The sequence below is a fragment of the Rathayibacter sp. VKM Ac-2804 genome (assembly GCF_009866655.1).
Taxonomy (GTDB): domain Bacteria; phylum Actinomycetota; class Actinomycetes; order Actinomycetales; family Microbacteriaceae; genus Rathayibacter.
In genome coordinates this window covers 154,061-177,515 of the sequence record NZ_CP047420.1, presented here as the reverse complement: position 1 = coordinate 177,515, position 23,455 = coordinate 154,061, and the positions used below count along the sequence as shown (strand labels likewise).

Genomic DNA, 23,455 nt, shown 5'->3' with positions numbered 1-23,455 from the left:
TCCGGCGGGGTCGGATCGTTTCACGTGAAACCTTCGCTCAGCGGGTGGAAGTGGGGCAGCACCGAGGGACCGACGATCGAGGATTCAGGGGATCACGTGCGACGTCGTGGCGATCATCCCACTGTAGCTCGGACGACCCGCGTCACCTCGGAGAGCACGCCGTCGCCGAGCACGACGACCTCGGGCGGAGACAGTCGGAACCGGCGGATCTGCTTCGACGCCGCCTCGATCTCCTTCTCGGCATTGATGCCCTTGAGCAGGACGAGCTCGCCGCCCCGACGCAGCAGCGGCGCCGTCAGCGGGATGAGCTTCGACAGCGCACTCACCGCCCGGGCCGTCACCTGATCGAGCGGCTCGTCGAGCCGGACCTCCTCCGCGCGAGCCCGAAGAACCGAGACATTCTCGAGTCTGAGCTCCTCGACCTGCTCCTGCAGCCACAGCGCGCGGCGCTCCATCGGCTCGATCAGCACGAACCGCACGTCCGGCCGCACGATGCCCAGGACGACGCCCGGAAGGCCGGCACCACTGCCGACATCACCCACGAGCCCCGGACGCAGCAGAGGGGCCACCAGGGCGCTGTTGAGCACGTGCCTCGTCCAGAGGCGCGGCAGCTCGAGCGGTCCGATCAGACCGCGCTCCTCACCCTCCCGGGCGAGTGCTTCGGTGAAGCGCCGGAGGAGCGGCAGCCGCTCCCCCGCGATCGCGACGGCGGCAGCGGGTTCCGGCTCGAGGGTCGGCTCCACGGCGCTCAGCCGCGGGTGATGACGGTGTGGCGCTCGCGGGCCTCGCCGCGGGACTCCGACACGAACCCGCGCTCGCCGACCATGTCGTGCACGAGCTTGCGCTCGTAGGAGGACATCGGGGGCAGCGACGCGGACGTCGCGCCCTCCTCGATGCGCTCGATCGCGCGGTCGACCAGCTGGGCCAGCTCGGCCTCACGGGCGTCGCGGGAGCCGCCGATGTCGAGGATGAGGCGCGAGAAGGCACCCGTCTTCGTCTGCACCGCGAGGCGCGTCAGCTCCTGCAGGGCCTGCACCGCATCCGGGCGCGAGAGCACGCGCAGGTTGGTGTCGCCCGACGCGGTGACCGACAGGTAGGCGCGGCCGTTGCGGACCTCGATGTCGATGTCGCCGTCGAGGTCGCAGATGTCGAGGAACTCCTCGATGTAGTCCGCGGCGACGTCGCCCTCCTCCTCGAGCTGCGACAGCGTCGGCGCGGCGCCGTCGTCCGCCGACGGGGAGCGCTGAGCGAGCTCCTCCTCCGCGGGGGCCGCTCCGTCCGAGGGCACCGGGGCGCCGGCGAAGATCTGCGTCGAATCGGTCATGGCGGGGCCTACTTCTTTCCGGCTTGCTTCTTGGAGCGGTTCTTGCTGACAGGCTGCGCGCGCTGGACGGCCTTCTTCTCGACGAGCGTCACGGTGCCGGCCTCGGTCGTCTCCTCGACGAGCTTGCCCTTGCGGCGCAGGCGCTCCTCGCGGGCCTTGGCAGCCTCGCTGCCGGGGGTCGGCATGTTCCGGATGACGATGAACTGCTGGACCATCGTCCAGATGTTCGAGGTCAGCCAGTAGAACATCACGCCGAGCGGGAAGGCGAAGCCGGAGAAGGCGAAGACGAGCGGGAGGATGTAGAGCAGGATCCGCTGCTGCTTGAACGTCGGCGAGGCCTTGGCCTCGGGCGACATGTTCTTCGAGACGATCTGCAGCTGAGTGATGAACTGCGAGGCGGTCATCAGGACGACCATGACGACGGCGATGACGACGACGAGCTCCTGGCCGCCCTCCGCGAGCGCACCCTGGATCGACTGGTGCAGCGGGGCGATGCCGAAGAGGTTGGCCTCGCCGAACTGGCGGGCGAGGACGTCGTCGAGCGGGCCTACGCCGCGCTGGCTGTGCTGCGCCGAGTTCAGCACCGAGAACAGGCTGAAGAAGATCGGCATCTGGATGAGCAGCGGGAGGCAGGAGGCCAGCGGGTTGGTGCCGGTCTTCTTGTAGAGCTCCATGGTCTCGCGGGACATCGCCTCGCGCGACAGCTGGTCGCGCTTGCCCTTGTACTTGTCCTGGATCTTCTTGAGCTGCGGTGCCACCTCCATCATGCGGCGCTGGCTCTTGATCTGCTTGACGAAGATCGGGATCAGCGCGGCGCGGATGACGAGGACCAGGCCCACGATCGACAGCACCCAGGTGATGCCGGCCGCCGCATCGAGGCCGGTGAAGGTCAGCAGCTGATGGAAGGCGACGAGGAGCAGCTCGACCACCCACTTGAGGGGCCAGAGGATCGTGCCGAGGAGGTCCATGGGAGGGGGTCAGTCCTTTCGAGGGCCCGCGACGAACCCGGATCGCGTCACGGCGAAGCGGGTCCGGCCGGGAGCCGGTCGGTGCAGGGGGATCGAGGTCGGCACGTCGTCGACCCCGCCGGCCGCCCACGGGTGGCAGCGGAGGAGTCGGCGGGCGCCGAGGACGGACCCGAGGACGAGCCCGTGGAGCTGGACCGCCTGGAGTGCGTAGGAGGAGCACGACGGGTAGTAGCGGCAGACGTCGCCGTACAGCGGCGAGATCACCGCCCGGTACACGACGAGCAGCAGGATGCCGATGTTGCGCGGCAGCAGGAGGAGGAACCAGCCCAGCCGGACGGCCCAGGAGGCCGCGGGTGTCGCCGCCGGAGCGGTGGCGATAGGAGCGGCCGTCACCGGAGCGCCTCGCCCGCGCGGACGACGCGCGCACGCGTCACCGCGGCCACGACGTCCTGCCGCAGCGCGGACCACGGAGCGTCGGCGCTGCCGGGCAGCGCCCGGACGACCACGTCGGTCCCGGACTCGATCTGCGGCACGAGCTCGAAGGCGACGGCCTTGAGCCGGCGCCGCACGGTGTTCCGCTTCACGGCCGTCCCGACGGTCTTGGCCACGATGAAGCCGAACCGCACCGGAGCGTCACCGGAGGACCTCCGGACATACGTGACGGTGTGCGGTCCCGTGGACCGCACACCGCGACGGACGACTGCCCGGTACTCGCCACCGAGGACGATGCGATGGGCTCTGGCCAGCACCGCTGGACGGAATCGCTTGGCGCTACGCCGAGAGCTCGGTGCGGCCCTTGGCGCGGCGTGCGCTCAGGATGCCGCGACCGGCGCGCGTGCGCATGCGCAGACGGAAGCCGTGCACCTTGGCGCGACGACGGTTGTTCGGCTGGAAGGTTCGCTTGCTCATAGTCAGATCTCCACGTACGTGTTCCGCGGTGCGAGCGGGGCGCCACGCCGGTGGCGAGGGCTCCGGATCGTCCGGGAAGAGGGGGTGCCCGGGTGCCGATCGGCCCGATCCGCGAGGACCGTGCTCCCGACGCCGGGCAGGCGTCAACTGACTTAAACTACGTCCTCCGCCGCCACCGGTCAAATGTGCACCGAGCGAAACCTCGATTCTGCACACGGGACCGCGTGTTCCGCGCATTGACACGCGGGTGTCGCTGTGGTGGATTTGTCTCCCATCGGCTCCGTTCGTTACGGTGTTGAGCCGCAGTTATCCACAGGCGCGAACCGTCCCGTCCCGCGTCATCGCCGGGATCGGCCGAGACCTGTGGACACGCCTGTGCAGGGATCGGGCCCCGGATCTCCGCTGGAACCGAGGGCCCGCCGACACGGACGACAGCCCAGGGCGGCGGCCAGGATTTCGAGAGCGACCGAGGACCGGAGACAGATGCCTGACGACACGTCGATGATCGACGCGTGGAACGTGATCCGCGGCGAGCTGTCGCGGGACGAGCGCATCACCGCGCCGATGTACGGCTTCGTCTCCCTGGTGGAACCCAAGGGCATCATGGCGGGCACCTTCTACCTGGAGGTCCCGAACGAGTTCACCCGCGGGATGCTCGAGCACCGCGTGCGCGTGCCGCTGCTGAGTGCGATCGGCGCCCTCGACGACTCCTTCGGCGTCTCGACCTTCGCCTTCGTGGTGAACCCCGACATCGAGCACGAGCCGATGAGCTCGCCGTCCTCGGAGTCGCTCAACCCGTTCGAGCCCGTCACCGGATCCTCCGCCACGGTCGCGCCGCCGGTCCGGGTTGTCGAGGAGCTGCGGACGGTGCCGGCCACCGACACCCGGCTGAACCCCAAGTACAGCTTCGACAACTTCGTCATCGGCGGTTCGAACCGCTTCGCGCACGCCGCCGCGGTCGCCGTGGCCGAGGCGCCGGCGAAGGCGTACAACCCGCTCTTCGTCTACGGCGACTCGGGCCTCGGCAAGACCCACCTCCTGCACGCCATCGGCCACTACGCGATGAGCCTCTACCCGGGGATCCGCGTGCGCTACGTGTCGAGCGAGGAGTTCACCAACGACTTCATCAACTCGATCGCGAACAACCGGGGCAACGCGTTCCACGGCCGGTATCGCAACGTCGACATCCTCCTCATCGACGACATCCAGTTCCTGCAGGGCAAGGCGGAGACGCAGGAGGCGTTCTTCCACACCTTCAACCAGCTGCACGACCACAACAAGCAGGTCGTCATCACCTCGGACCTGCCGCCCAAGGCGCTGACCGGCTTCGAGGACCGCATGCGGTCGCGGTTCGAGTGGGGCCTGATCACCGACGTGCAGGCGCCCGACCTCGAGACCCGCATCGCGATCCTCCGCAAGAAGGCCGTCAGCGAGAAGCTGCTCGTGCCCGACGACATCCTCGAGTTCATGGCGTCGAAGGTGTCCAGCAACATCCGAGAGCTGGAGGGGACGCTGATCCGCGTCACCGCGTTCGCGAGCCTCAACCGCACGCCGGTCGACATGGCGCTGGTGCAGACGGTCCTGAAGGACCTGATCACGCTGGACGAGGACAACGTCATCTCGCCGGTCGACATCATCAATCACACCGCGGACTACTTCAAGCTGACGGTCGACGACCTCTACGGCTCATCGCGCTCCCAGGCGGTGGCCACGGCGCGCCAGATCGCGATGTACCTCTGCCGCGAGCTGACGAACCTCTCCCTGCCCAAGATCGGCCAGCTGTTCGGCAACCGCGACCACACCACCGTCATGTACGCCAACAAGAAGATCTCGGAGCTCATGAAGGAGCGCCGCAGCATCTACAACCAGGTCACCGAGCTGACCACCCGCATCAAGACCAACCGCTGACGCCCGGCCGCCGGCTGCTCCCTCCCCCCGGTCGAGCAGCCGCACAGCGGCCCCCTGCATGCCGGTCGAGTAGCCGCACAGCGGCCCCCTGCATGCCGGTCGAGCAGCCCCGCAGCGGCGTATCGAGACCCACCCTCCCGGTGCCCCCGGATCTCGATACGCGCCCTCCGGCCGCTACTCGATCAGCATGAGACGGCCACCGCTCCCCTCTTCTGCGCCGATTGCGCAGCGGCCCCCTGCATGCTGGTCGAGTAGCCGCGCAGCGGCGTATCGAGACCCACCCTCCCGGTGCCCCCGTCTCCCCCGCAGCGCCCCGCCGCCACCCCGCCACGCCCACCCGCGTTCGCCACATCGAACGATTCCGGTCGATTTCCACACGTGTGAGCAACCTGTGGATAACTGTGGACAACCGCCCTCGATCTGTGCGCTCCGAGCACCCGCCTGTGCACTCGCGACCACCCGGGCGGATCCCTCCACAGGCCGTCCACGACCGCGCTCACACTCCGTCCACAGCTCGACCCCCTCCGCATCGCAGTCGTCAGTAAGGGTCCCGGACGTTTTCCACAGTTTCCACACGTGTTAACACTGTTAACGCAGTTCTCTCTTTATTCAGGGGCGGACCGGCAACCTCTCCACAGGGCTCGGCTGCGCCGGGAGGGCGTCGTGCTTCCGGGCACGCCGAAGCTGACGAGTACGATGGGCGTCGGTCTTCGTCCACGACTCGTCAGGGGTGTTCTCGTGAGGTTCCAAGCCAACCGCGATGTCTTCAGCGAGGCGGTGTCGTTCGCGGTCAAGCTGCTGCCGCAGCGCACGACCCTGCCGATCCTCTCGGGCATCCTCATCGAGGCGACCGCCGAGGGCCTCACGCTCTCCTCGTTCGACTACGAGGTCTCCGCGCAGACGCAGATCGCCGCCGACGTGGAGGAGACCGGCACGGTCCTCGTCTCGGGCCGACTGCTCGCCGACATCGCCAACCGCCTGCCCAACGCCCCCGTGCGCGTCGCGACGGAGGAGTCGCGCGTCTCGGTCTCGGCCGGCTCGGCGCACTTCACGCTGCTGCAGATGCCCGTGGAGGAGTACCCGAGCATCCCCGAGATCGACGCCTCCACGGGCCTCGTCCCCGCGGACGCCTTCTCCGCCGCGATCTCGCAGGTCGCCGTCGCCGCCTCCCGCGACGACGTCACCCCCGTCATCACGGGAGTCCAGCTCGAGATCACCGAGAACACCATCGGCCTCGTCGCCACCGACCGCTACCGCGTCGCCGTCCGCGAGATCGATTGGGACAACGGCGACAACGCCGCTCCCAGCCAGCCGCTCACCGCGCTCGTGCCCGCGCGCACCCTGCAGGAGGTCGGCAAGACCTTCAGCCACTCCGGCACCGTCTCCGTCGCGATCACGCAGCGCGACGAGCGCGAGCTGATCGCCTTCACCGCCGACCGCAAGACGGTCACCTCGCTCCTGATCAAGGGCAACTTCCCGCCCGTGAAGCGCCTCTTCCCCGCCTCCGTCGAGAACTACGCCGTGATGGCGACCAGCGACCTCATCGAGGCCACCCGCCGCGTCTCGCTCGTCCTCGAGCGCGAGGCCGCCCTGCGCTTCAGCTTCAGCAGCGACGGGCTCACCCTCGAGGCCATCGGCTCGGAGCAGGCGCAGGCCTCCGAGAGCATCGACGCCATCGTCACCGGCACCGACGTCGTCGTCTCGCTCAAGCCGCAGTTCCTGCTCGACGGCCTCGCCGCCGTGCACTCGGAGTTCGTGCGCATCGCGTTCACGAAGACCGAGAACCCCAACAAGCCCGGACCGGTCCTGATCACGGCGCAGACCTCGCGCGAGCAGCCCGGCAGCGACAGCTACCGCTACCTGCTGCAGCCGAACCTGCTCCTGCGCTGACCGCTCCTCCCCGATCGCAGCGCCGCGACCGTCTCTCCGCCGACGAGCGCCCGCCCGCCGGACATCGAATCCCAGGAAGGTTCACCATGCACATCGGACTCGTCGGACTCGGCAAGATGGGCGACAACATGCGCTCCCGCCTGCGGGAGAAGGGCGTCGAGGTCACCGGCTACGACCGCAACCCGGACGTCTCGGACGCCGCCTCGCTCGACGAGATGATCGCCGCCCTCCCGGCGCCGCGCATCGTCTGGGTCATGGTGCCCGCCGGTGCCATCACGGACGCGGTCGTCACCGACCTGTCCGAGAAGCTCAGCGAGGGCGACCTGGTCATCGACGGCGGCAACTCCCGCTTCACCGAGGACTTCAAGCACGATGCGCTCCTCAAGCCCAAGGGCATCCACTACATCGACGCCGGCGTCTCCGGCGGCGTCTGGGGCCTCGAGAACGGCTACGGCCTGATGGTCGGCGGCCCGAAGGAGCTCGTCGACTACGCGATGCCCGTCTTCGACGCGCTCCGCCCCGAGGGCCCCCGCGAGGAGGGCTTCGTCCACGTCGGCGAGGTCGGCGCCGGCCACTACGCGAAGATGGTGCACAACGGCATCGAGTACGCGCTGATGCAGGCGTTCGCCGAGGGCTACGAGCTCCTCGACACCCGCAAGGACATCATCAAGGACGTCACCGGCACCTTCAAGGCGTGGCAGCGCGGCACGGTCGTCCGCTCCTGGCTCCTCGAGCTGCTCGTCCGCGCGCTCGAGCAGGACCCGGAGTTCGAGCACATCGAGGGCTACGTCCAGGACTCCGGCGAGGGCCGCTGGACCATCGAGGAGGCCATCAACAACGCCGTCCCCGTCCCCACGATCAGCGCCTCGATCTTCGCCCGCTTCGTCTCCCGCCAGGAGGACTCCCCCGCGATGAAGGCGGTCGCGGCGCTCCGCAACCAGTTCGGCGGGCACTCCGTCAAAGCGGTCGACTGAGTCGACCGGTTCGGACTGCCTGCGGCAGTCCTCACGGCGGTCGGCTTCTCGAAGCAGTCGCGTTCCGCAGAGCCGGTCGCGGACGGCGACCTGCGGCCCGCCGCAGCCATGACGCAGGGATGCTGTCATGGCCGCGGCGGGCCTCCGGCCGCCTTCACCTTGCGCGGAGAAGTCGGCCGCTTCTGCTGTGCTCGGCGGGAGAGGCGCGTCCTTCGGACGGCGCAGGGGTCTCGATCAGAGGCGGTCCCCCGCATGCTGGTCGAGTAGCCCCGGAGGGGCGTATCGAGACCCACCGTCGTCACCACGGCGGATCTGCAGACGCGTCGTCCGACGCGGGTGGATCTCGATACGCCCGCTGCGCGGGCTACTCGATCAACATGGTTCGGCAGCCGGCCCCCGTTCCATGCCGGTCGAGTAGCCGCGCAGCGGCGTATCGAGACCCCGCGTCGGCAGGTGCCGCAAAGGGCAGAGTGGAGACGGAGGAGGTGACCGCGTGCAGGTGACGCAGCTGGCGTTGAGCGACTTCCGCAACTACGCCTCCGTCGACGTCGCGCTCGCTCCCGGCCCGAACCTGTTCGTGGGCCGCAACGGCCAGGGCAAGACGAACCTGGTCGAGTCGCTCGGCTACCTCTCCACCCTCGGCTCGCACCGGGTGTCCACCGATCAGGCGCTGATCCGCGCGGGTCAGGACAGCGCGGTGATCCGGGCCCGCCTCCGCAACGGCGACCGCGATCTGCTCGCCGAGGTGCAGATCAACCGCTCCTCCGCCAACCGCGCGCAGATCAACCGGGGCGGCATCAAGCCGCGCGAGCTGCCCCGCTTCTTCTCGAGCGTCCTCTTCGCACCGGAGGACCTCCTCCTGATCCGCGGCGACCCGTCCGCTCGGCGCCGCTTCCTCGACCAGCTGATCGTCCTCCGGTCCCCCCGGATGAGCGCCGTGCAGGCCGACTACGAGCGCGTGCTGCGCCAGCGCAACTCGCTGCTGAAGTCCGCGCGGGCGAGCGGCGTCCGCGATCCCGCCAAGCTCGGCACGCTCGACATCTGGGACGAGCGGCTCGTCGCGCTCGGCACCGAGATCATGCAGTCGCGGCTGACCCTGGTCGACGAGCTGAGCGGACCGGTCCGCGCCGCCTACGAGGCGGTCGCCGGGGCCGATCAGCGCCCGGTGCTGCGTTCGCGACTGAGCGTCCAGGGGGCGGTCGACGACGACGACGAGCCCGTCGCGACGTCCGAGGTCGCCGCCGCGCCGGCGGAGCTGGCCGAGACGTTCTCCGCCGCGCTGCTCTCCGTGCGCCGCCGCGAGCTCGACCGCGGGATCTCGCTGGTTGGACCGCACCGGGACGACGTCCAGTTCGAGCTCAACGACCTGCCGGCCAAGGGCTACGCCAGCCACGGCGAGAGCTGGTCGTTCGCGCTGGCGCTCAAGCTCGGCGCGGCCGAGCTGCTCCGTCGCGACTCCCCCATGGGCGACCCGGTGCTGATGCTCGACGACGTCTTCGCCGAGCTCGACGCGCGCCGGCGCGAGCGCCTCGCCTCGGTGGTCGCCGACTACGAGCAGGTGCTGATCACGGCGGCCGTCTTCGACGACGTGCCCGCGGAGCTGGCCGCGCACACGGTCCGCATCGAGGCGGGGCGCATCGTCGAGTCCGACGCCGTCGTGGTCCCGGAGGCACCCCTGACCGCTCCGGCCGAGGCCGCGTCCACGCCGACGGATCCCGCCGAGACGGATGCGTCCTGCGAGCGCGACGACACCGTGGACGCAGCTGCGGACGACAGCGCGGACGGCACAGCGGAGCCCGACCCGGAGCCCGACCGTGGCTGAGTCCCCCCGCCGCGGTGCTCCCTCCCCCGCTGCCGACTCCGAGGCGGCGCGCGTCTACCAGCACCTCAAGGAGGTCTTCGGCGGCGACGCTCCCCGTCGAGTGCGCAAGACCGTCGACCGCGCCGAGCCGAAGGGCGATGCGGCCCCGTTCGGGGGCGGCCGCGACCCGCACGACCTCGGCGACGTCCTCTCCTCCCTCACGGTGAAGCTCGGCTGGACCGCTCCCCTCGCCCAGGGGGACCTGATGTCGTCGTGGACGGCGATCGCCGGCGAGGAGACGGCCAAGCACTCCACCCCGGTGGGCGTCGTCGACGGCGTGCTCACGGTGGCGTGCGAGTCGACGGCCTGGTCGACGCAGCTGCGGCTGATGCGGATCGAGATCATGAACCACATCGCGGTGAACCACCCGGACGCGGGGATCACCGCGATCCGTTTCCAAGGGCCCGACGTCCCGAACTGGAAAAAGGGCCCCAGGTCGATTCCAGGGCGTGGTCCGCGCGATACCTACGGCTGAGGACGCATTTTCGGTCGACCCCGGAGAAATCGTTCGTCAGATCGCCACTGAGCGCCGCGCGACCGGCCGCCGCGCGGTAGAATGGAGGGCCGCCGAACCGCAGCGTCGACCCCGTGCGCGAGATCTCCAGATCCGCCTGCGCGCCGCGACGGACCGTCAGAGGAGAACTCCACAGCTATGACCCCCGAGCCGACCGACTCCACGTCAGCCCCCGCAGCGAACGACCTGGACGCGAACGGCTCCACCGGCCCCTCCGCCCCGGCCGAGGCCGCCCCGTCGGAGGCGGCGCACTCCGCCGGCATGTCGACGAAGTCCTCCGGCGACTACGGCGCGAACCAGATCCAGGTCCTCGAGGGCCTCGAGGCGGTCCGCAAGCGCCCCGGCATGTACATCGGCTCGACGGGGCCGCGCGGCCTGCACCACCTGGTCTACGAGATCGTCGACAACGCCGTCGACGAGGCGCTCGCGGGCTACTGCGACAACATCGAGGTCGTCATGCGCGCGGACGGCGGCCTGACCGTCGTCGACAACGGCCGCGGCATCCCGGTCGACATGCACCCCACCGAGGGCATCTCCACCGTCGAGCTCGTGCTCACCGTGCTGCACGCCGGCGGCAAGTTCGGCGGCGGCGGCTACGCGGTCTCCGGCGGACTGCACGGCGTCGGCTCCTCCGTCGTCAACGCCCTCTCCACCCGGCTCGAGGTCGAGGTGAAGCGCCAGGGCGCGTCCTACAGCATGACCTTCGCCGACGGCGTCCCGGAGGCGCCGCTCGCGAAGGGCGGGCCGAGCGACGAGACCGGCACCACGATCACCTTCTGGCCGAACGCGGAGATCTTCGAGACCGTCGAGTTCGACTACGAGACCCTCCGCGCCCGCTTCCAGCAGATGGCGTTCCTCAACAAGGGACTCCGGATCGCCCTGACGGACGAGAAGGAGATCGAGTTCGACGGCGAGGGGGAGAACGAGACCTCGGGTCCGCGCAGCGACGTCTTCCTCTACGAGAAGGGCCTCGTCGACTACGTCGAGTACATCAACTCGCTCAAGAAGTCCGATCTCGTGCACTCCGAGATCATCGACTTCGAGTCCGAGGACACCGAGCGCCGCATCTCGCTCGAGGTCGCCATGCAGTGGACGACGGCGTACACCGAGAGCGTGCACACCTACGCGAACACGATCAACACCCACGAGGGCGGCACGCACGAGGAGGGGTTCCGGGCGGCGCTGACGACGCTCGTCAACAAGTACGCGCGAGCCAACAACCTGCTCAAGGACAAGGACGAGAACCTCTCGGGCGACGACATCCGCGAGGGCCTCACCGCCGTCGTGTCGATCAAGCTCGGCGAGCCGCAGTTCGAGGGCCAGACCAAGACCAAGCTCGGCAACACCGAGGCCAAGGCCTTCGTGCAGCGGGTGGCCGGCGAGCAGCTCGCCGACTGGTTCGACCGCAACCCCAACCAGGCCAAGGACATCATCCGGAAGGCGATCCAGGCGGCGTCCGCGCGGATGGCCGCCCGCAAGGCCCGCGAGACCGCTCGCCGCAAGGGACTCCTCGAGGGCGGCGGCATGCCGGGCAAGCTCAAGGACTGCCAGTCGAAGGACCCGTCGATCTCCGAGATCTTCATCGTCGAGGGCGACTCGGCCGGCGGCTCCGCCGTCCAGGGCCGCAACCCCGAGACTCAGGCGATCCTCCCCCTCCGCGGCAAGATCCTCAACGTCGAGAAGGCCCGCCTCGACCGGGCCCTCGGCAACAACGAGGTCCAGGCGATGATCACGGCCTTCGGAGCCGGCATCGGTGAGGACTTCAACCCCGACAAGGCGCGGTACCACAAGATCATCCTGATGGCCGACGCCGACGTCGACGGCCAGCACATCACGACGCTCCTGCTGACGCTGCTGTTCCGCTACATGCGCCCGCTGATCGACCTCGGCTACGTCTACCTCGCTCAGCCGCCGCTCTACCGCCTCAAGTGGTCGAACTCGCCGCACGAGTACGTGTACAGCGACCGCGAGCGCGACGCGCTGCTCGCGCACGGCGCGGCCTCGAACAAGCGCATGCCCAAGGACAACGGGATCCAGCGCTACAAGGGCCTCGGCGAGATGGACTACAAGGAGCTGTGGGAGACCACGATGGACCCCGCCACGCGGACCCTCCTCCAGGTCACCCTCGACGACGCGGCCGCCGCCGACGAGATCTTCTCGACCCTGATGGGCGAGGACGTCGAGTCCCGCCGCTCCTTCATTCAAAAAAACGCGAAGGACGTGAGGTTCCTCGACATCTGATCGGTCATCGCAGAGCGATGACCGACAGATGTCGAGATCGAGTAGGCCGAAGGCCGTATCGAGATCCGGACGTTCCCCCGGCACGACCCAGCACCACCGCACTCACCTGACACCCAGCGCGACCCGCCCCCGTCACGACCCGGGGCCCGGACCCACCTGAGAAGACAGAGATCATGGCAGACGAATCAGACACCCCCACCGGACCGGACGACGGCGAGGACATCGTCACCGAGACCGGTGTCGTGATCCACGGGCACGACAAGATCGAGCCGGTCGACCTGCAGCTCGAGATGCAGCGCTCCTACCTCGACTACGCGATGAGCGTGATCGTGGGCCGCGCGCTGCCCGAGGTGCGGGACGGCCTCAAGCCCGTGCACCGCCGCGTGATCTACGCGATGTACGACGGCGGCTACCGCCCCGACAAGGCGTTCTCGAAGTGCTCCCGCGTCGTCGGCGACGTGATGGGCCAGTTCCACCCGCACGGCGACTCGGCCATCTACGACGCCCTCGTGCGACTCGTCCAGCCGTGGAGCCTCCGCTACCCGCTCGCGCTCGGCCAGGGCAACTTCGGCTCCCCCGGCAACGACGGCGCCGCGGCCCCCCGCTACACCGAGACCAAGATGGCCCCGCTGGCCCTCGAGATGGTCCGCGACATCGACAAGAACACCGTCGACTTCCAGGACAACTACGACGGCCGCACCCGCGAGCCGGCGATCCTGCCCGCGCGCTTCCCGAACCTGCTGGTCAACGGCTCGGTCGGCATCGCGGTGGGCATGGCCACCAACATCCCGCCGCACAACCTGCGCGAGGTCGCGTCGGGTGCCAAGTGGGCGCTCGAGCACCCGGAGGCCAGCCGCGAGGAGCTGCTCGAGGCGCTGCTGCAGCGCATCAAGGGCCCCGACTTCCCCACGGGCGCGCAGATCCTCGGCGTCCGCGGCATCCAGGACGCCTACCGCACCGGCCGCGGCTCGATCACGATGCGCGCCGTCGTCTCGATCGAGGAGATCCAGGGCCGCACCTGCCTCGTCGTCACCGAGCTGCCGTACCAGGTGAACCCGGACAACCTCGCGATCAAGATCGCCGAGCTGGTCAAGGACGGCCGCGTCTCCGGCATCGCCGACATCCGCGACGAGACCTCGGGCCGCACCGGTCAGCGCCTCGTCGTCGTGCTCAAGCGCGACGCGGTCGCGAAGGTCGTGCTGAACAACCTCTACAAGCACACCCCGCTGCAGGAGAACTTCGGCGCGAACATGCTGGCGATCGTCGACGGCATCCCGCGCACGCTCTCGCTCGACGGCTTCATCCGCGCGTGGGTCGACCACCAGGTCGAGGTCATCGTCCGCCGCACGCAGTACCTGCTCGACGAGGCCGAGGCGCGGATCCACATCCTGCGCGGCTACCTCAAGGCGCTCGACGCGCTGGACGAGGTCATCGCCCTGATCCGCCGCTCCCCCACGGTGGAGGAGGCCCGCGACGGCCTGATGGAGCTCCTCGACATCGACGAGGTGCAGTCGCGCGCCATCCTCGACATGCAGCTGCGCCGGCTCGCCGCGCTCGAGCGCCAGAAGATCATCGACGAGCACGACCGGATCCAGGCCGAGATCGAGGACTACAAGTCGATCCTCGCGAGCCCGGAGCGCCAGCGGACGATCATCTCGGACGAGCTCGACGAGATCGTCGACCGCTTCGGCGACGACCGCCGCACCGAGATCCTCTTCGGCTTCGACGGCGACATGAGCGTCGAGGACCTGATCCCCGAGGAGGAGATGGTCGTCACCGTCACCCGCGGCGGCTACCTCAAGCGCACCCGGAGCGACTCCTACCGCGCCCAGCACCGCGGCGGCCGCGGCGTGCGCGGCGCCCAGCTCAAGGCCGACGACATCGTCGAGCACTTCTTCGTCACCACGACGCACCACTGGCTGCTGTTCTTCACGAACACCGGCCGCGTGTACCGCGCCAAGACGTACGAGCTGCAGGAGGTCAGCCGCGACGCCAAGGGCCAGCACATCGCGAACCTCCTCGCACTCGAGCCGGGCGAGCAGATCGCGCAGATCCTCGACGTCCGCGACTACGAGGCGGCCCGCTACCTCGTCCTCGCCACCCGCGACGGCCTCGTCAAGAAGACGGCCCTGGCCGAGTACGACACCAACCGCTCCGGCGGCATCATCGCGATCAAGCTGCGCGACGGCGACGAGCTCGTCTCGGCGCTCCTGGTGGACGAGGACAGCGACGTGCTGCTCGTCTCCCGCAAGGGCATGTCGATCCGCTTCACCGCCTCCGACGAGGCGCTGCGCCCCATGGGCCGCTCGACCTCGGGAGTGCGGGGCATGTCGTTCCGCGGCGACGACCGACTGCTGGACGCCAACGTCGTCAGCGACGAGGGCTACGTCTTCGTGGTGACCGAGGGCGGCTACGCGAAGCGCACCGCCGTCGACCAGTACCGGCTCCAGGGCCGCGGCGGACTGGGCATCAAGGTGGCCAAGCTCGAGGAGAAGCGCGGCGACCTGGTGGGCGCCATCATCACCGGGGAGGACGACGAGGTGCTCGTCGTGCTCGCCAGCGGCAAGGTGGTACGCTCTGCCGTGGCCGAGGTACCGGCCAAGGGTCGCGACACCATGGGAGTCGTCTTCGCACGATTCGCAGACGACGACCGCATCATCGCACTCGCCAAGAACACCGAACGCAATCTCGACGCCCAGGACGAGGATCCCGACGCCGCGGCGTCGGCCGAGTCCGACGCGGTGTCGGAGGAGGATGAGTCCGTCGATGAGTAGCACGGTCGCCGAGAAGCTCGCCAAGAAGTCCGCGAAGAGCCCGGCGGCGAAGCAGGTCAGACTCAAGCTGGTGTACGTCGACTTCTGGTCGGCCGTCAAGCTGTCCTTCCTGCTCGGTCTGACGCTGGCGATCATCACGATCGTCGTCGTCTACCTCGTCTACACGGTTCTCGCGCAGACCGGAGTCTTCAACGAGGTCAACGGCCTCGTCCAGGACATCGCCGGCGCGGAGGCGTTCGACCTCAACACGATCATCTCGCTGCCCCAGATCATGGGCTTCGCGATCGTCGTCGCGGTGCTGAACACCATCGTCACCACCGCCCTCGGGGCGATCGTGGCGCTGCTGTACAACCTCAGCGTCAAGATCACCGGCGGCCTGCTGGTCGGCTTCACCAACCAGTAGGGTCTGCGGCGGAGCGGCCGATTGGGATTCTGACCCGCTGTCGGGTAGAGTCACATCTGGCCATTTCGGGGGTATAGCTCAGGCGGTTAGAGCGCTTCACTGATAATGAAGAGGTCCCAGGTTCAAGTCCTGGTACCCCCACGTGCCGAACGGCCCGTCACCGCGAGGTGACGGGCCGTTCCACTCTCGCCGGTGTCACCACCGGCTCGGGGCCTTAGCTCAGTTGGTAGAGCGCCTGCTTTGCAAGCAGGATGTCAGGAGTTCGAATCTCCTAGGCTCCACACTCGCACCCCTCCGTGGGTCCTCCTCATCCGCTGTGCGTGCCGAACCGCGGTCGGCGCGCTCTGGCGGCGAAGTCGTCGAGGGCCGCCAGGACCTCCACGGCCTCGAACCATCGGTTCCTGCGTCCCTGCTGGTCGTGTCAGTGCCCGACGGTGTCGGGGGCCGTGCTCTCCAGCAGGACGCGCTGCATGGTGAGCAGGCATCGGTGTCCAGCTCCTCGGAGAGCGCGCCGACCTGATCATCGAGTCGCGCCAGCTCCAGCCACGCATGCCTGTTGGAGGCGAGACGGCGAGGGTCAGCGGGGCTGGCAGGCCAGGCCGAGGAAGTTCTCGACGGAGAGAGTCTCGGAGGTGCCGTCGCGGATGTCGCCGACGATGATCTCGCCGACGGACAGGGTGTCGAACTGCTCGGCGGTGAAGACGACCGGGCGCCCGACGACTGATCCGTCGACCGCGTAGGCGCCGAGGGTCAGGTCGACCCCCAGGGGGAAGCGCTCGATCTCGCGGTCGGCGGGCCAGACGGTCCGGCCGGCGAGGTCGGTCGCGCCGATGTCGTCGACGGGTTCCGGGGCCACCCAGCGGGTGATCCGACGCGCGCGGTCGCCGATCAGCAGGGGAGCGGTGTCCTCGACGGCCAGGTCGAGGCCGTCGACGGCGCCGGAGCAGACGACGACCACGCCCAGCACCTCGGCGCGCTGACCGCCGCGGCCGATGCCGACGGTCGCCTCCGAGACAAGCTCCGTGGCGCAGCCGGACAGCGTCAGCGAGGTCGTGGCCGCCAGCACGACCGCGACGCTGGCGACTCGACGACGATGCGGCACGAGGTCACCCTACGGCGAGGGCGAGCGCCGAGAGCGCCTGGGGGAGTGACGGCGCTCCCTCCGCCCGGAACACCGCGTGGCCGTCGGCGTCGCGGACGACGACCGTGGGGGTGGAGCGGATGTCCGCGGCCTCGGCCGCATCGGGCGCGAAGGCGACGTCGAACTCGCGGATCTCCGCAGCGGGGACGAGCTCGGCCGCGCGCTCGAGCACGCTGCGGGCCGCGTTGCAGGCGCCGCAGAACGCGGACGTGTAGAGCTCGACGATCACAGGGGAGACAACGCCGGGCGGCACCGCACGATTCCCTCGGGAGGCGGGATCTCGATGCGGCCGCTGCGCGGGCTACTCGATCAGCATGGAGGCCGCTCCACATCGGACGTGACGCCGTGGGGTGTCCTGCACGGTGGTCGGGTAGCCGCTGAAGGCGGCGTATCGAGACCCGCCGGGGTCAGCGCAGCGTCCAGGCCTCGTTCATCGTCAGGGCCACGTCGATCAGCTCGACGCGCTCGAGGCCCTCGACCTCCGCGAGCGGGAACCACGCCGCGGCGTCCGTCGAGCCGTCGACCTCGTGGGTGAGCTCGCCACCGGTGACGCGGGCACGGTAGACGACACGGATCGCGTGCAGCGGGCCGGCCGCGGGGTCGCTGCGGCGGTGCGCGGGGATCACGTGCGAGTCGACGCCGATCAGGCCCTCGAGCTCGGCGTGGTAGCCGGTCTCCTCGAAGATCTCGCGGACGGCAGCGTCCGCGGGCGACTCGCCCTCGTCGATGCCGCCGCCGGGAAGCGTCCACGCCTCCCACGGTCCCTGGCTCCAGTGCGCGAGGAGCATGCGCTCGCCGTCGATGATCACGCCGTATGCGGCGACCCGGATGTCCACCTCAGCAGCCTAACCGCGGACCGGTCGCCGCCGGACACGCGTGAGGCCCGGACCCGCAGTGCGGTGTCCGGGCCTCACGCGGCGAGTCAGGAAGCGGTCGACGCCGGCGACTGCGCGGCGCTGGCCGGCTCGTCCTCGGCGACCCACAGCTCGTCGTCGGCACGGAACGTCTGCCAGACGGCGTAGCCGATGCCGCCCACGGCGACGAGGGCGGCGCCGATCGCGAAGACCGTGCCGACCTTGTTCTTCTTCTTCGGGGGAGTGGTGAGCTCCTCCCAGCGCGCCTTCGAGATCTCGGCGAGCTTCGCGCGGTTCTTCGAGTCCTTGGCGGCCTCGAACGCGGCCGCCGCGGTCCCGCCGACAGCGGCGAAGGTCGGGAGGACCTTGTGCTTGTAGGCGTCGCGTGCGGAGGAGTACGTGCCCTCGACGGCGGAGACCCCGTTGTCGTAGACGGGCTTCACCCGGCTCGAGTAGGCGTCCTTGACGGCAGGCACGACCTCCTTCTTCGCGTACGTGGTCGCGTGGCGGCGGCTCTTCTCGAGAACGGAGGCGGCGTGCGCCAGCACCTCCTGCTGCTCACTCCAGACCGCCTCGGCGTTCTTGCGGAGGCGCTTGAGATCCTTCTTGTGCTTACGTGACAGACCCACTTGGTCCTCCATCGGCTACGAGCGGCGAACAACGGCTCAATACTGCCACTCATCACGCGGCCCGCGCATCGCGCACCCAGCGCATTGACACCCGGCGTTGCGGAGCCCTACAGAGCCGCTGTGCGAGAATCCACCCATGCCTTTGCACACCGCAGTCGCGACGTTCCACACGACCAAGGGCGACATCGTCGTCAACCTCTACGGCAACCACGCGCCGAAGACGGTCCGCAACTTCGTCGGTCTCGCGACCGGCGACATCGAATGGACCCACCCGGCGACGGGCGCGAAGACGAAGGAGCCGCTCTACAACGGCACCGTCTTCCACCGCATCATCCCCGACTTCATGCTCCAGGGCGGCGACCCGCTCGGCCAGGGCATCGGCGGCCCGGGCTACCAGTTCGACGATGAGATCAACTCCGAGCTCGACTTCACCCAGCCCTACATCCTCGCGATGGCCAACGCCGGCAAGCAGGCGGGCCGCGGCACCAACGGCTCGCAGTTCTTCATCACCGTCGCGCCGACCACCTGGCTCCAGGGCAAGCACACCATCTTCGGCGCCGTCGCCGACGACGAGTCCAAGAAGGTCGTCGACTCGCTGTCGGCCGTGGCGACCGACGGTCGCGACAAGCCCCTCGAGGACGTCGTCATCGAGAGCGTCGAGATCACCGAGGTCTGATCGCCTCACCACCACTCATCGAGGGTCGGGTCCGTCTGGGCCCGGCCCTCGTTCTCTCTCTCCCGGAGGAACGTTCGTGACCCAGGTCCCGCCGAGCAGCAGCACCTACACCTGCTACCGCCACCCCGATCGCCAGAGCTTCGTGCGCTGCCAGCGGTGCGGTCGCACGATCTGCGGCGAGTGCCAGACCCCGGCACCGGTCGGCGTCATCTGCCCCGACGACATGGCCCAGCAGCGCAGTGAGGCGCCGCGAGTGCGCGGGCCGCTCGTTTCGCGGGTGCGGGCCATGACGCGGGCGGACCAGCCGACGGTCACCTACGCGATCATCGCGCTCTGCGTCCTGGTCTGGATCCTCGAGGTGCTGCCGTTCGTCGGCGACACGGTGCTCAACGCGATCGCGTACTTCCCGGCCTACACGCTGCCCGGCTTCGGCGCCGGTTTCGAGCCGTGGCGGATGATCACCTCGATCTTCGCGCACAGCACCTCCCTCTTCTTCGTGGTGCCGTTCCACCTGCTTCTCAACATGTACACGCTGTGGGTCTTCGGCATGGCGCTCGAGCGGATGCTCGGCCGCGGACGCTACCTGACGCTGTTCCTCCTCAGCGGCTTCGCCGGCTCGGTCGGCGTCCTGATCCTCTCCAGCCCGCTGACCCCGGTGATCGGCGCCTCGGGCGCCATCTTCGGGCTGATGGGCGCGTACCTCGTGATCCTCCGCCACCTCGGCGGTCAGGCCTCGCAGCTGCTGGTGCTGGTCGGCCTGAACCTGGTGATCGGCTTCCTGCCCGGCATGAACGTCGCGTGGCAGGCGCACGTGGGCGGCCTCGTCGCCGGCGCGCTGATCGGGCTGGTCTTCACCCGGACGCGGCAGCGCTCGCAGCGGCGCGTCCAGAACCTCCTCGTCGGGCTGATCGGCGCCGGTCTCGTCGCGATCACCGTCGGCGCGTACGTCCTGGCCTGAGCGCCCGGAGCGCGCCGAGCGACCGTCCACAGGACGCGCGCACTGTCCACAGCTGCTCTCCACAGCTGGGGACGAAGTTATCCACAGAGTTGTTAACACTGGGGAGAACTACGCCGTTGTCATTCGGAGCCGTGACTCCGACGCCCTCGGGATCACCGATCCCGCCCCGGCCCGCCGCCGATGCGGGCCGGCACGGCCTCCGCATCCGCGGCCCTGCGCGGCCTGCGGAGTTCTCCACAGGAGTTTCAACACCTGGGGATAATTACACGCGTGTAGTTCGCCGGAGCGGGGCCGAGACGACCGTGGCGTCGCGGTAGTCGTCGAGGAGGATCGTCGGGTCGAATCCCGCGTCGGCGAAGAGCGCCGCCGTCCGCTCCGCCTGCTCGCGGCTGGTCTCGATCACGACCGCGCCGCCGTCGCCGAGCCAGGGGACGACCTCCGCCGCGATCCGCCGGTGCAGAGCGAGACCGTCGCTCCCGCCGTCGAGCGTCGACGCCGGCTCGTGCAGGCGCGCCTCGGGCGGCATCAGGGCGATCGCGGCGGTCGGCACGTAGGGCGCGTTGACGACGACGAGATCGATCCGGCCGCGCAGCTCCTCGGGCAGGGCCTCGAAGAGGTCGCCCTGGTGGACCGGGGCGAGCCCCGCCAGCGTGCGTCGCGCGCAGGCGACGGCGGCGGGGGAGAGGTCGGCCGCGTGCAGTGCGAGGCCGTCGCGCTCCTCGGCCAGCGCCCGGGCGATCGCTCCGGCACCGCAGCACAGGTCGAGGACGGTCGCGGGCCCGCGTCCGTCGAGCAGTGCGAGGGCGGCGTCGACGACCGCCTCGGTGCGACGCCGGGGCACGAAGACTCCGGGGACCACCGGGATGCGCAACCCGCGGAAGGCGACCCAGCCGAGGATCTGCTCCAGCGGCTCGCCGCCCTCGCGGCGACGCAGCAGGGACTCGAGGCGATCGGCATCGGTGGCCGCACCGTGCAGGAGATCCGCCTCCTCCTCCGCGAACACGCACCCCGCCGCACGCAGGCGCGTCACGGTCGAGGCCGGGTCCGCCGACGACGGACGCCCCGTCGGCGGACCGGACGGGGCGTCGTTCATGCGCGGCTGGTCAGCGCCAGCGCGTGGTCATCAGGAAGCCGATGAAGGCGATGCCGAAGCCGATCAGGATGTTGGCGTTGCCGAGGTCCGGGACCGGGAGCGTGCCCTGGCTGACGTAGAAGACGATGATCCAGGCGAGGCCCAGCAGCATGAACCCGAACATGACGGGCTTGAACCACACCGGATTGGGTGCGTCCTCACCGGTCCGGGCCTCGTCGCGCTCGGGCTTCGGGCTCTTCGTCGCTCGTGCCATGCCTTCCACTGTACCGGGCGAGGACCGTCGACCGGGAGCGCGAGACCGGGGTGATGCCGCGGAGACGCCCGGGAGCGCCTGTGGAGAACGCGCCAGCGGGCGCCGGAGGGCCGTCTGCGGCGCGTGACCCGCGCCTAGACTCGTCGCATGACCGTCCCGTCGAACGCTGCCGCCCCGCTGCGCCTGCGCGACCGGCGACCGAGCCGCCGACCGCGCCGGCGACTGACGTTCTTCGGCGTCCTGGGCGAGCTGCTGATGACGGCGGGCGCGCTCGTCCTCCTCTATCTCGGCTGGCAGCTGTGGTGGAACGACGCGGTGATCGCCGGGCAGCAGACCTCCGAGGCCGCGGAGCTCCGTCAGAGCTGGGGCGACCCCGCTCCGGCTCCCGAGCCGTCGACGGCGCCGAGCGAGACCCCGGCCGGCTTCGGCGACCCGGTGATCGCACCGGTGTCGGCCCTCGACACCTCGTTCGGCAACCTCTACATCCCGCGCTACGGCGAGGGCTGGGTCCGCACGATCGCGGAGGGAGTGGATGCCGAGAACGTCCTCGACGAGGGCAGCATCGGCCACTACCCGGGCACGCAGATGCCCGGTGAGGCGGGGAACTTCGCCCTCGCGGCGCATCGCAGCGCCTACGGCGGAGGCATGCACCTGATCGACGAGCTCCAGCTGGGCGACGCGATCTACATCGAGACGGCGGACGGCTGGTACACCTACCGGTTCCGCAACCTCGAGTACGTGCAGCCCTCCGAGATCCAGGTGATCGATCCGGTGCCCTGGACCAGCGGCGCAACCGCCACGGACCGGCTCATCACGCTCACCAGCTGCAATCCGCTGTACTCGACCGCCGAGCGGATCATCGCCTACGGCGTCTTCGAGTCGTGGCAGCCGCGATCCGCCGGGGCGCCGGCGGAGATCGCCGGCTCACTCGCGCAGGAGGGCTGACCGTGTACGCAGCGCTGTGGCGGATCCTGCCCGGGCCCTGGTGGCTCCGGCTGCTCCTCGTGATCGTCCTGCTGGTGGCCGTGCTCGCCGCGCTGGCCGAGTGGGTCTTCCCCTGGGTGCAGTCGCTCGTGCTCGACCAGAACGTCACCGTCGGGTCGTGACGCCGGCGCGGACGCGGCCACCGCGATGACGCGCGTGCTGGTGGTCGACAACTACGACAGCTTCGTCTTCACCCTGGTCGCCTACCTCCGGGAGGCGGGAGCGGAGGTCGACGTCGTCGAGGGGGGAGAGCTGTCCCCTCGGGAGGCGATCGAGCGCGCGGCCGGGAGTGACGGGATCCTGCTGTCTCCCGGGCCGGGACGACCGGAGGACGCACCGACGTCGGCGGCGCTCGTGCGGCACGCGGTCGCCGTGGCGCAACCGCTGCTCGGGGTCTGCCTCGGCCACCAGGTGCTCGCCCACGCACTCGGCGCTCGCGTGGGCCGGGCTCCGGAGCTGCTGCACGGCCGGACCTCCTCGGTCGTGCACGACGGCGACCCGCTGTTTGCCGGGATCCCGTCGGGGTTCACGGCGATGCGCTACCACTCGCTCGCAGTCCAGCGCTCCACCCTGCCCCCGGAGCTCGCGGTCACGGCGGAGACGCCCGACGGTGTCGTGATGGCGCTGCGTCACCGCTCCGCACCCGCGGTCGGGGTCCAGTTCCACCCCGAGTCCGTCCTCACCGAGGGCGGCCGCCGGTTCCTGGCGAACTGGCTCGCCGAGGCGGAGCGGACTCCTCCGGCTCGGTGATCGGGAGACCGAGTGCGGCGGGGTGAGGACCCGTCGCAGCGACGCTTATCGCACCGTGCGGACAAACGAATTCGCGAGGTTATCGTCAGGCTATTCACGCCTGTCGGGCCGAGCAATCGCTCCGTCCGGTGGCCCCCTGATAGGGGGTGCCTCTCCCCGTCAGCGATGCTGCGATCCGCGCCACAGAAGCGCTATGAGAGCGCGTACTCCTGTCACGATCGGCGCCAGGACGGCGAACCACCCTCTGATCGATTCCGGGAGCCCCCCCAACCAGGTGGCGTGATTTGACGGAGCCCTGGCGGATGATGCGCGGCGCTCCCCAGGCATAATCGGAGGGCGCCGGTTAGGGGA

25 protein-coding genes and 2 tRNA genes are annotated in these 23,455 nt (G+C 69.7%); 15 read left to right on the top strand and 12 right to left on the bottom strand.

What is annotated here, in order from left to right:
• Positions 1-113 precede the first annotated feature (113 nt).
• Genes rsmG through rpmH form a run of 6 tightly spaced genes read right to left on the bottom strand, consistent with a single transcriptional unit; the run spans position 114 to position 3,201 of the window.
• On the bottom strand, positions 114-743 hold the full coding sequence (gene rsmG / locus GTU73_RS00860) for a 16S rRNA (guanine(527)-N(7))-methyltransferase RsmG (RefSeq protein WP_160086147.1): 630 nt from the start codon (positions 741-743) through the stop codon (positions 114-116).
• A 5-nt stretch (positions 744-748) separates the two neighbouring features.
• Positions 749-1,324: a R3H domain-containing nucleic acid-binding protein gene (locus GTU73_RS00855; protein ID WP_160086145.1), complete on the bottom strand. Its 576-nt coding sequence runs from the start codon at positions 1,322-1,324 to the stop codon at positions 749-751.
• An 8-nt stretch (positions 1,325-1,332) separates the two neighbouring features.
• On the bottom strand, positions 1,333-2,292 hold the full coding sequence (gene yidC, locus GTU73_RS00850) for a membrane protein insertase YidC (RefSeq protein ID WP_160086143.1): 960 nt from the start codon (positions 2,290-2,292) through the stop codon (positions 1,333-1,335).
• Between the two features lie 9 nt (positions 2,293-2,301).
• On the bottom strand, positions 2,302-2,622 hold the full coding sequence (gene yidD / locus GTU73_RS00845; protein WP_160091151.1) for a membrane protein insertion efficiency factor YidD: 321 nt from the start codon (positions 2,620-2,622) through the stop codon (positions 2,302-2,304).
• A 59-nt stretch (positions 2,623-2,681) separates the two neighbouring features.
• Positions 2,682-3,041, bottom strand: coding sequence for a ribonuclease P protein component (rnpA, locus tag GTU73_RS00840; protein WP_160086141.1), 360 nt, complete (start codon positions 3,039-3,041; stop codon positions 2,682-2,684).
• A gap of 22 nt (positions 3,042-3,063) precedes the next feature.
• A complete protein-coding gene (gene rpmH, locus GTU73_RS00835) occupies positions 3,064-3,201 on the bottom strand; it encodes a 50S ribosomal protein L34 (RefSeq protein WP_055784512.1) in 138 nt (45 codons plus the stop codon).
• A 483-nt stretch (positions 3,202-3,684) separates the two neighbouring features.
• Between rpmH and dnaA the strand changes: the two genes are divergently transcribed.
• The 10 genes from dnaA to GTU73_RS00785 all read left to right on the top strand — a co-directional run bounded on the left by dnaA (position 3,685) and on the right by GTU73_RS00785 (position 16,047).
• Positions 3,685-5,109, top strand: coding sequence for a chromosomal replication initiator protein DnaA (gene dnaA / locus GTU73_RS00830; protein WP_160086139.1), 1,425 nt, complete (start codon positions 3,685-3,687; stop codon positions 5,107-5,109).
• 738 nt (positions 5,110-5,847) lie between these two features.
• Positions 5,848-6,999, top strand: coding sequence for a DNA polymerase III subunit beta (gene dnaN / locus GTU73_RS00825; RefSeq protein ID WP_160086137.1), 1,152 nt, complete (start codon positions 5,848-5,850; stop codon positions 6,997-6,999).
• An 86-nt stretch (positions 7,000-7,085) separates the two neighbouring features.
• Positions 7,086-7,973, top strand: coding sequence for a phosphogluconate dehydrogenase (NAD(+)-dependent, decarboxylating) (gene gnd, locus GTU73_RS00820; protein WP_159982639.1), 888 nt, complete (start codon positions 7,086-7,088; stop codon positions 7,971-7,973).
• Between the two features lie 493 nt (positions 7,974-8,466).
• Positions 8,467-9,795, top strand: a complete 1,329-nt coding sequence (gene recF / locus GTU73_RS00815; protein ID WP_160086135.1) for a DNA replication/repair protein RecF — start codon at positions 8,467-8,469, stop codon at positions 9,793-9,795.
• The gene (locus GTU73_RS00810) at positions 9,788-10,309 is read left to right on the top strand and encodes a DciA family protein (RefSeq protein WP_244231716.1); all 522 of its coding nucleotides are present in this window, start codon (positions 9,788-9,790) and stop codon (positions 10,307-10,309) included. The genes recF and GTU73_RS00810 overlap by 8 nt, the downstream gene beginning before the upstream one ends.
• 300 nt (positions 10,310-10,609) lie before the next feature.
• Positions 10,610-12,589, top strand: a complete 1,980-nt coding sequence (gyrB, locus tag GTU73_RS00805; protein WP_160091150.1) for a DNA topoisomerase (ATP-hydrolyzing) subunit B — start codon at positions 10,610-10,612, stop codon at positions 12,587-12,589.
• A gap of 173 nt (positions 12,590-12,762) precedes the next feature.
• Positions 12,763-15,363: a DNA gyrase subunit A gene (gyrA, locus tag GTU73_RS00800; protein WP_160086131.1), complete on the top strand. Its 2,601-nt coding sequence runs from the start codon at positions 12,763-12,765 to the stop codon at positions 15,361-15,363.
• Positions 15,356-15,766 carry a DUF3566 domain-containing protein gene (locus tag GTU73_RS00795; protein WP_160086129.1) on the top strand — a complete coding sequence of 137 codons (411 nt, stop codon included), beginning with the start codon at positions 15,356-15,358 and terminating at the stop codon, positions 15,764-15,766. The genes gyrA and GTU73_RS00795 overlap by 8 nt, the downstream gene beginning before the upstream one ends.
• A 67-nt stretch (positions 15,767-15,833) precedes the next feature.
• Positions 15,834-15,907: transfer RNA gene (locus GTU73_RS00790), tRNA-Ile, on the top strand.
• Between the two features lie 67 nt (positions 15,908-15,974).
• Positions 15,975-16,047 (top strand) — tRNA-Ala (locus GTU73_RS00785).
• Between the two features lie 296 nt (positions 16,048-16,343).
• On the opposite strand, the gene GTU73_RS00780 is transcribed toward GTU73_RS00785, so the two are convergent.
• From GTU73_RS00780 to GTU73_RS00765, 4 genes are all read right to left on the bottom strand, one after another.
• Positions 16,344-16,868: a hypothetical protein gene (locus GTU73_RS00780; RefSeq protein WP_160086127.1), complete on the bottom strand. Its 525-nt coding sequence runs from the start codon at positions 16,866-16,868 to the stop codon at positions 16,344-16,346.
• Positions 16,869-16,872: 4 nt separating this feature from the next.
• Positions 16,873-17,160 (bottom strand): thioredoxin family protein, encoded by a 288-nt coding sequence (locus GTU73_RS00775; protein WP_244231715.1) that lies wholly within the window; start codon positions 17,158-17,160, stop codon positions 16,873-16,875.
• Positions 17,161-17,314: 154 nt separating this feature from the next.
• Entirely contained in the window at positions 17,315-17,743 is a 429-nt protein-coding gene (locus GTU73_RS00770) for an NUDIX hydrolase (RefSeq protein ID WP_160086125.1), read from the bottom strand.
• A gap of 86 nt (positions 17,744-17,829) precedes the next feature.
• Positions 17,830-18,390, bottom strand: a complete 561-nt coding sequence (locus tag GTU73_RS00765; RefSeq protein WP_160086123.1) for a hypothetical protein — start codon at positions 18,388-18,390, stop codon at positions 17,830-17,832.
• Between the two features lie 136 nt (positions 18,391-18,526).
• Here GTU73_RS00765 and GTU73_RS00760 point away from each other — a divergent pair, with 136 nt between their 5' ends.
• Positions 18,527-19,066, top strand: coding sequence for a peptidylprolyl isomerase (locus tag GTU73_RS00760; protein WP_133961341.1), 540 nt, complete (start codon positions 18,527-18,529; stop codon positions 19,064-19,066).
• 76 nt (positions 19,067-19,142) lie between these two features.
• Positions 19,143-20,024 carry a rhomboid family intramembrane serine protease gene (locus GTU73_RS00755; RefSeq protein WP_160086121.1) on the top strand — a complete coding sequence of 294 codons (882 nt, stop codon included), beginning with the start codon at positions 19,143-19,145 and terminating at the stop codon, positions 20,022-20,024.
• Between the two features lie 262 nt (positions 20,025-20,286).
• Here GTU73_RS00755 and GTU73_RS00750 read toward each other — a convergent pair whose 3' ends face one another.
• Positions 20,287-21,117: a putative protein N(5)-glutamine methyltransferase gene (locus GTU73_RS00750; protein ID WP_160086119.1), complete on the bottom strand. Its 831-nt coding sequence runs from the start codon at positions 21,115-21,117 to the stop codon at positions 20,287-20,289.
• 10 nt (positions 21,118-21,127) lie between these two features.
• Complete coding sequence (locus GTU73_RS00745; protein WP_123447247.1) at positions 21,128-21,370, bottom strand: cell division protein CrgA; 243 nt, start codon at positions 21,368-21,370, stop codon at positions 21,128-21,130.
• Positions 21,371-21,517: 147 nt separating this feature from the next.
• Between GTU73_RS00745 and GTU73_RS00740 the strand changes: the two genes are divergently transcribed.
• Genes GTU73_RS00740 through GTU73_RS00735 form a run of 3 tightly spaced genes read left to right on the top strand, consistent with a single transcriptional unit; the run spans position 21,518 to position 23,104 of the window.
• Positions 21,518-22,315, top strand: coding sequence for a class E sortase (locus GTU73_RS00740; protein ID WP_160086117.1), 798 nt, complete (start codon positions 21,518-21,520; stop codon positions 22,313-22,315).
• Between the two features lie 2 nt (positions 22,316-22,317).
• Positions 22,318-22,476 carry a hypothetical protein gene (locus tag GTU73_RS18910; protein WP_167306035.1) on the top strand — a complete coding sequence of 53 codons (159 nt, stop codon included), beginning with the start codon at positions 22,318-22,320 and terminating at the stop codon, positions 22,474-22,476.
• A gap of 25 nt (positions 22,477-22,501) precedes the next feature.
• Positions 22,502-23,104 (top strand): aminodeoxychorismate/anthranilate synthase component II, encoded by a 603-nt coding sequence (locus tag GTU73_RS00735; RefSeq protein WP_160086115.1) that lies wholly within the window; start codon positions 22,502-22,504, stop codon positions 23,102-23,104.
• Positions 23,105-23,455 lie beyond the last annotated feature (351 nt).

Bases quoted from the DNA above. Each gene is read 5' to 3' on its own strand.
- GTU73_RS00855 (WP_160086145.1), bottom strand. From the start codon at position 1,324: ATGACCGATTCGACGCAGATCTTCGCCGGCGCCCCGGTGCCCTCGGAC.
- yidC (WP_160086143.1), bottom strand. From the start codon at position 2,292: ATGGACCTCCTCGGCACGATCCTCTGGCCCCTCAAGTGGGTGGTCGAG.
- rpmH (WP_055784512.1), bottom strand. From the start codon at position 3,201: ATGAGCAAGCGAACCTTCCAGCCGAACAACCGTCGTCGCGCCAAGGTG.
- dnaA (WP_160086139.1), top strand. From the start codon at position 3,685: ATGCCTGACGACACGTCGATGATCGACGCGTGGAACGTGATCCGCGGC.
- gnd (WP_159982639.1), top strand. From the start codon at position 7,086: ATGCACATCGGACTCGTCGGACTCGGCAAGATGGGCGACAACATGCGC.
- gyrB (WP_160091150.1), top strand. From the start codon at position 10,610: ATGTCGACGAAGTCCTCCGGCGACTACGGCGCGAACCAGATCCAGGTC.
- gyrA (WP_160086131.1), top strand. From the start codon at position 12,763: ATGGCAGACGAATCAGACACCCCCACCGGACCGGACGACGGCGAGGAC.
- GTU73_RS00795 (WP_160086129.1), top strand. From the start codon at position 15,356: ATGAGTAGCACGGTCGCCGAGAAGCTCGCCAAGAAGTCCGCGAAGAGC.
- GTU73_RS00760 (WP_133961341.1), top strand. From the start codon at position 18,527: ATGCCTTTGCACACCGCAGTCGCGACGTTCCACACGACCAAGGGCGAC.
- GTU73_RS00750 (WP_160086119.1), bottom strand. From the start codon at position 21,117: ATGAACGACGCCCCGTCCGGTCCGCCGACGGGGCGTCCGTCGTCGGCG.
- GTU73_RS00745 (WP_123447247.1), bottom strand. From the start codon at position 21,370: ATGGCACGAGCGACGAAGAGCCCGAAGCCCGAGCGCGACGAGGCCCGG.
- GTU73_RS00740 (WP_160086117.1), top strand. From the start codon at position 21,518: ATGACCGTCCCGTCGAACGCTGCCGCCCCGCTGCGCCTGCGCGACCGG.
- GTU73_RS00735 (WP_160086115.1), top strand. From the start codon at position 22,502: ATGACGCGCGTGCTGGTGGTCGACAACTACGACAGCTTCGTCTTCACC.